4 protein-coding genes are annotated in these 6,547 nt (G+C 61.8%); all 4 read right to left on the bottom strand.

Annotated elements, in window-relative coordinates:
• Positions 1-244 (bottom strand): AAA family ATPase (locus BQ17_RS09400; RefSeq protein WP_176722364.1); only part of this gene is annotated, 244 nt, incomplete at its 3' end.
• 271 nt (positions 245-515) lie between these two features.
• Entirely contained in the window at positions 516-3,119 is a 2,604-nt protein-coding gene (locus BQ17_RS09395; RefSeq protein ID WP_089726450.1) for a hypothetical protein, read from the bottom strand.
• Between the two features lie 48 nt (positions 3,120-3,167).
• A complete protein-coding gene (locus BQ17_RS09390) occupies positions 3,168-4,313 on the bottom strand; it encodes an AAA family ATPase (protein WP_176722363.1) in 1,146 nt (381 codons plus the stop codon).
• Positions 4,314-4,404: 91 nt separating this feature from the next.
• Entirely contained in the window at positions 4,405-5,217 is an 813-nt protein-coding gene (locus tag BQ17_RS20590) for a hypothetical protein (protein ID WP_141699203.1), read from the bottom strand.
• Between the last annotated feature and the right edge of the window lie 1,330 nt (positions 5,218-6,547).

Genomic DNA, 6,547 nt, shown 5'->3' with positions numbered 1-6,547 from the left:
CGGCGGTGGGATTTTTGCCGATGGCAAGTCCCCCGAACAGCTGCTCGAACCGATCCGCCTGGTTGAGATCGTAGTAGCTCTCCAGCATGGACAACAGCAGACTCTTACCGAACCGGCGCGGGCGCAGGAAGAGCAGCTGCTTGCCGGCGTCTTCCAACAGCGGAATCCGATCCGTGCGATCCACGTAATAGTATTTTTCTGTGATAAGCGCATCAAAGTCGCTGATGCCGTAGGGGAATTTCATTGTGTGACCCATAAAATGACAGATAATGCCCGCCGGGCTGCGTGGGGAAGGGTACCGCCGATCCCCGGCAGCTGCCGATGATAGCGCAGGTCGTTCGGGTCCGACCAGACCGCCCCGTGCTGTCGGTATACGCCGGGGCAAGCGGTCTGCACAGCGGTGATCCATCCCCCCAATGTGGGGGGTTGCCCCGGCCATGGTCCCTCCACATTCCTGTATAGGTCGTGTTTCGGCAGCGCTGATTATCGGGTGGCCGGATCGGGAGGAGCCTGCATCATCTCCGCGCCTCGTCACCATCCTGCGGGACAGCGCGGAAACGGGAGGAAGATTCGGGTGTCATGGTGTCATCGATAGTGACGATGAGCCCATCCGGATCGCCGAAGATACGCTTCTCCTCTCCAGGCAACCTCGGCGCGGCGGAACCTCCGGCCAAATGCACGAGAATCGTCTGTCCCGGAATCGCATCGGGATCCTCCATGGCCCGGATATCGATCGTCGCCGGGGATCGATAACTCAGATACGCCAACTGCGCGGCAATCTCCCGGGCGGCCTGCCGAGTGGCGTCGGATGCGTCAGGGCCGTACCGAATCACATGATCGGCGACGGGGGCCTGAGACAAGCGTTTCCGCACCTCCGGCTCCAATGTCACCGGTTTAAAACCATACTGCGCCAGACTGGCCTGGAGGGCCTCGGAGAGCGCCTCGTCGGGCCCATCGGTGATGACGGCAACCGGTTGCCCCTGGTTGGCGGCGATCTGGCGCGCCAGTGCCCAGTCCTCCACCAGGCCGCGTAGTTGGTCCTGCCACAGACCGGTGGCGATCAACCAAAACAGCAACACACCGGCAAATGCCTTGAGCAGCGAGCCCAAAAACCTCGGCCATTGACCACCCGGCAACCGGCGACCGATCCAGCGCGGTAAGGTGAAATCCCAGAGCCCGAGCCGCCCGCCCAGGATCAGATTGGCGAAAACGGCGTCCTTGATCCGGCTGTGGTCGGGTGCCTGCCCGATGAGCCCGGCCAGGTAATCCCGCCAGCCGCCTTCATGCCGGGGAGGTCTCTCGGCGACCCGGAATGGCAACCGGATCGCGGCACCATCCGTGGCTGTGGCTCGCAGCCGTAGCAGAATGCGGAACTCCCCGCGTATGGTCCGCCGTTCCCGGCGCGTCAGCCGGCGCAGCAGATAGATGCGAAACCACTCCGGCAACCAGCCGATCCGGCACCAGCTGAGCTGCGCCAGTCTCAACAGACGCCGCTCGCGCCGCTCGGGCGTATCGTCCGGGAACAGGCGACTGTCCAGCACTTGGGTCAACCCCCAGTGCAGGACCGGATACACCGCCATGGCGCCCAACAGCAAGTAGCCGTCCGGCCCCAGATACCCACGTAACGCGGCCAGGTCCGCCTTGAATCGGCTTGATTGCGGCCGGCGTCGCCAGAGGGGCATGTGGGGGTCCTGGAAGGGGACGGGTGGCAGGGGCGAATGCCGTTGGGTCGCGGTGGGCTGGGAGAGGTCCGCAAGCCAGACGCCGATGGCCCGCAGGCCGGCCTCGGTCAGGGGCTCGGCGTGGAACCCCGCCGCCGCCAGCACCCCGACCCAGGTCGGGTGGGGATCGCGGGTACTCAGCAGCCCCCGTTGCGGCCAGCGGGTCAGGGCGTCGGCCTCGGCAATCAGATGGGTCCCCAGGTTGGTCAACAACGCCTGGGGATCGCCGATCAGCAGCAGGCGGGCCTGGGGATGCCGATAGGCGAGCCCCGCCACCCCGTCCGGCACCACCTGGAAGTCCTCATCGACGAAACCGCTGGGTGCCCCCTGATAGGTATAGACAAAGACCTCATGGCCATACCGGCGCAAACGCTCGGCCACCAGCCGCCCCAGCCCCTCCGCCAGATCCTGAGGCCCCCTGGTATCCACCAGCACCAGGAGCTCCGGGATAAAACGCCGACTGCGCCGGACGGGACGGAAAAACCCCGCCCCCCGGATCGAAGCGGCGACCGTAGCCGCCACATCCAGAGCGCGACCGGGGACCTCGATGGAACGATGCAGTCGGTGCAGGGCCTCCCGGACCGAAGGGGTCGCGAACAAGGGCTGGTCATCCCGGTGAATCGACAAGGATTCCAGCGGGTCCTCCCGACCGGAATCCTCGGCGCGGCGCAAGACATAACGCCGCCTCGACCAGACCCACACCAGCCAGGCCAAGGCGATGGGAAGCCCCAGCCAGGGCAGGAACCTGCCCAGGGTATCCAGACGCCTGGCGTCTTCCGGGCCGAGGGAAGGTCCCTCCGGCAAAGTACGGAGCGGAGGCGATACCGGCTTTGGCTCCAGTCCCTCACGGGGGCGCAAGGTCTCGGATGCCGGCTCTGAAACCCGCAGCGGCGATATGGGTCGGTCAATCTGCGACGGCCGCGGCCCCTCGGTCGATTCCTCCCAGCACCCCCACAGCCAGCAACCGACCGCCAGAAATATCAGCAGGAATGAGACGGCGAGTGCCGCCAAAAACCGGCGGCGGAAAGGGTTCGGCGGGGGCCTATCGAATCCCGACAGCTGCGATGTGACCGGCTCCGCGTAGGGAGAAGCGACCGGTTCGGCCGCCGGCAGATCGGCCTTCTGGCCCTCCGTCACCCAGGCCTCGAAACAAGCGTCGAAGGTCTTGGAATCCTCGGGGCCGCGGCAAAACAAGGGCCGCACGAACTTGCGTAACGCCCGGACCTCCTGGGGCAGCCGGCCTTCCTGATAAAAGCGAAACAGCAGGTCCTGGAGATTCAACCAGCGGTCGGGGCCGATGCGGAACCCCGCCGCCGCCAGCCGATTTTGCAGCCCAGGCAGCCGTGCCACCCAGGGGGACAAGGGATGCCGGTGCGGAGGTTCGGGACACGGCCTCATGGGGGTATGTCCGGGCGATTGCCGGCTACAGCAAGGGTCGGGGCGCAATCATTGCCGCTGCCAGTCCGCGATCATCCGGTCCGCCTGCTCCTGATCGTCCTTCTGCTTCAAAAGCAGGCACCGCACGCTCAAAGAAAGCAGGACGGGGGCCAGCTCCCTCAGCCCCCGTCCCGGTGTAGTGACCTGACGCAACAGATAATCCAACCAGTTCAGAAGCTCGGCCAGGGACGGCGCGCGATCCGGCCGGGAATCCCGGCGGATGAACTTGAACAGGGAAATAGCGTCATGGACCAGGCCATCATGTCGCCCCTGATACCGATGCTCCTCCCGGTAGCGGTCATAAAACCGCCGTTCCACGATCCGCTCCACCGTAACCGGCCTGTCCGCCGGTTTCGCCTCGCCATCCTTGGCATCATCGTCGAAGGGCGGAAAGGGCACATGGAAATAGATGCAGCGGCGCAGAAAGGCCTCGGGCAAGGCCCGCTCGGAATTGCTGGTGATGATGACCAGGGGCTCCAGGCGGACCTCCCCGTTCGCCGCGCCGGATTTCGGCAAGGCGATACGCACCTCCCGCTGCCGGGCGACCTCCAGCTCCGGGATATGGAACCCACCCTCCTCGATCTCGGCCAGGAGATCGTTGGGCACATCCCGCGGGGCCTTATCGATCTCATCGATCAGCACCACCGAACGGCGGGGGGATCCGGCATAGTCCGGCAACTGCTCCTCGATCTGGGTCTCGTCGAGCCCCAGCACCTCCCGGGCCAGATCGCCACCCCGGGCATAGAGCAGGGCCTTGCCCAGGGCCCCCAGATACAGAAAGCGCGATGCCAGTTGCCGCTCGTCGGTATTCCGGTCACGAGAGGCGTTATAGCGACCGACGAGGTCATAGCGATAGAAAAGCTCCTGGGCCTGGGTATCGGACTTGACGACGAACCGCAGCGGCTCGCCCATCCCCATCTCCCAGGCGACACTATCGGCGAGGCGCGACTTCCCCGAGCCGGGCTCCCCCGTGAGCAACAAAGGCATCCCCAGGGTAGCCGCCACATCCACCGCCGCGGCGAGATCCGGAGAGGCGAGATAACCGGCGGGGTCCTGGATCGCCTCCTTATAGACCTCCGGGAAATTCCGCCAGGCCTCCTGCGCCTGTCGATGGCCTTTACCCTGGTAACGGGCGGCCTGAGTCGTATCGGACATAAGCGGTACCTGAAGTCGGGAATAGAATAAGGCTTCATGGGACCTTGCAATGAACATTCAAAACAGGATCACCACCTATCGAACACCAGCCTCATTTGATGCGTGCCGCGATCAAGACCTCTATGAGTGGCCCTTGCAGCTCCTCGTAATACCACCGCTTGCGGGCCGGAAATCTCCCGTTGCAAGCGACTTTCAAGGTATGCGGATCGAGTCCTCGGCACAGGCCCTCCAACCTGCGAATCCAATCCGTCAGATCACGCTTGTCCACCCTGGTCGGCCTCGCCAATAACTCGATACCCTGCCCGGCGAGCTTCTTACGGCGTCTGTTTCTTCTCCATGCCGCGATGCCGAGCAGCCGAGAGGCCGTGCTCTCGAAACAGAACAACACAATCAGGGTCCGCCCCGCAGCGATGGACAGGCCATCGACCAGGCTTCGGGCACTGGCCAAGATACCGACCAACGCCTTATCCCCTATCCGATCATCCAGCGGTGCATAAATGACCTTACGTCCGTTCCCGCGCTGGTCCCCGCGGTTATTGACCCACCGCGCCACCTCCTTGCACATCGCGGCGCACCCCCCACTCCTGACCATTTGAGAACACAATTGGCGCTCGAAGTCGTCCTGCGACCTCAGAACGCCGTTCAACCTTTTTACATTCCTCGCCAACAGATTATCGACATTACTCCGGCAATCCAGGCCCTCATAATTATTGAGCTTGTTGCGGACCGCCAGATGATCGGGCAAGACATCCAGCCAGTCCCTATCCCGGCCCTCGATAAAAAAGACACCACGGTCCTTGGACTCCTCATCCTTCCGTTCATCATGGAAAAAATACCGATCGACCGCCTCGCATTGGGCCGTATAGTCGACAATACGACATAACACCCTCTCAAAAGCATTCAAGACTCCAATCTCCCGTTCCTTGCCAGATATTCTTACTAATATTCCCGTTAGTTTTTCAACGTATTTGAGAATAAATTTTATTATTGGAATGACCAGCAAGGAAACAGTAGTTACTATGGCAATAACGGCATTCGGATCAGCAAAATCCCAATTGCCGATAAGGGGAATAGTTTTAAAAAACTCAGTCACTTTTGCATCTCACACAACAGGCGATTGGCATCCAGGCCCATCCAGGCGGACCCCTAGGCCGTACCAGGGGCAAATTTACTACGGATACGGAAACATGCCTACAACCCAGGGCCTTGCCGGCCGCGAATGGTCCGCACCGCGGACCCTGCGATTGGGACCGCCGGCATCTTGCCGGCTCCTCGGGCACGGACCCTCGCTCGTTCCCAGGCTCCAGCGGGTATCTGCGCGCAGCCGTACTAGTCAGAGCCTCAGGGGCCAGGAGACTCCGGCGTCTCTCGTTCCCACGCGCCGCGTGGGAACGCGGAAGCTCCGCGCCGCGGAGTGTCTCGGAAGCTCGTAGCCACCGACGCATGAGCCTTATGCGCTTAATTTTCAAGGTGATTTGGCTCAATTAAGAACGCCCCCTAGTCAGAGCCTCAGGGGCCAGGAGATTCCGGTGTCCGTTGCGATTCGGAACCTGGACCTGGAGGGCCGAAGACCCGACCATGAGGTTTCAAGACCCGAGGATGCACCGGAAAGCTGCATCAATGGGCCAAAGAGCCGTATCGCCGAGGTCCGGGACCCCGACAGAGCGGTTCCGAACCTCATGGTTGAGACTCGGAGTCTCGACAGCGCACCTAATAGGTTCGCCAATGCACCAAAAAGCTTCGGCCTTGAGGCTCAAAGTCTCGACAGAGAAGTTCCGAACCTCATCGTTGAGACTTTGAGCCTCAACGATGAACCTAATAGGTGCATCAATGCACCAAAAAGCTGCATCATTGAGGTTTAGAGTCTCAACGGAGAGGTTTCGAACCTCGAGGGTGAGACTCCGAGGTCCAGTGATGAACCTAATAGGTGCATCACTGGACCTCGGAGGCCCAAGAATGCGCCGAAAATGTACCAAGAAACGTAGGATGTGGTGAGCGCAGTTGCTCATTTCAGAATGGCACCACGAGGGGGCGCGAACCGCATCATCTGCTCGTTCCCACGCTCCAGAGACTGTGAAAGAATTCGCCGCTGGTAGTGGTGAGGGTAAACTAGTACCTAGTTTCGACCGATGTTGCTGGTTGCCACCCAATCCCCTATTTTCGACATAGATTGCAAGTTCATAGCCGTGATATAAGCGTGCTGGTAGACCCTGGTAGCATCGCTTAGGAGGTAC

Origin of the sequence: Candidatus Thiosymbion oneisti (assembly GCF_900092655.1) — a bacterium.
Taxonomy (GTDB): Bacteria; Pseudomonadota; Gammaproteobacteria; order Chromatiales; family Chromatiaceae; genus Thiosymbion; species Thiosymbion oneisti.
This window is presented reverse-complemented; position numbering and strand designations above follow the sequence as displayed.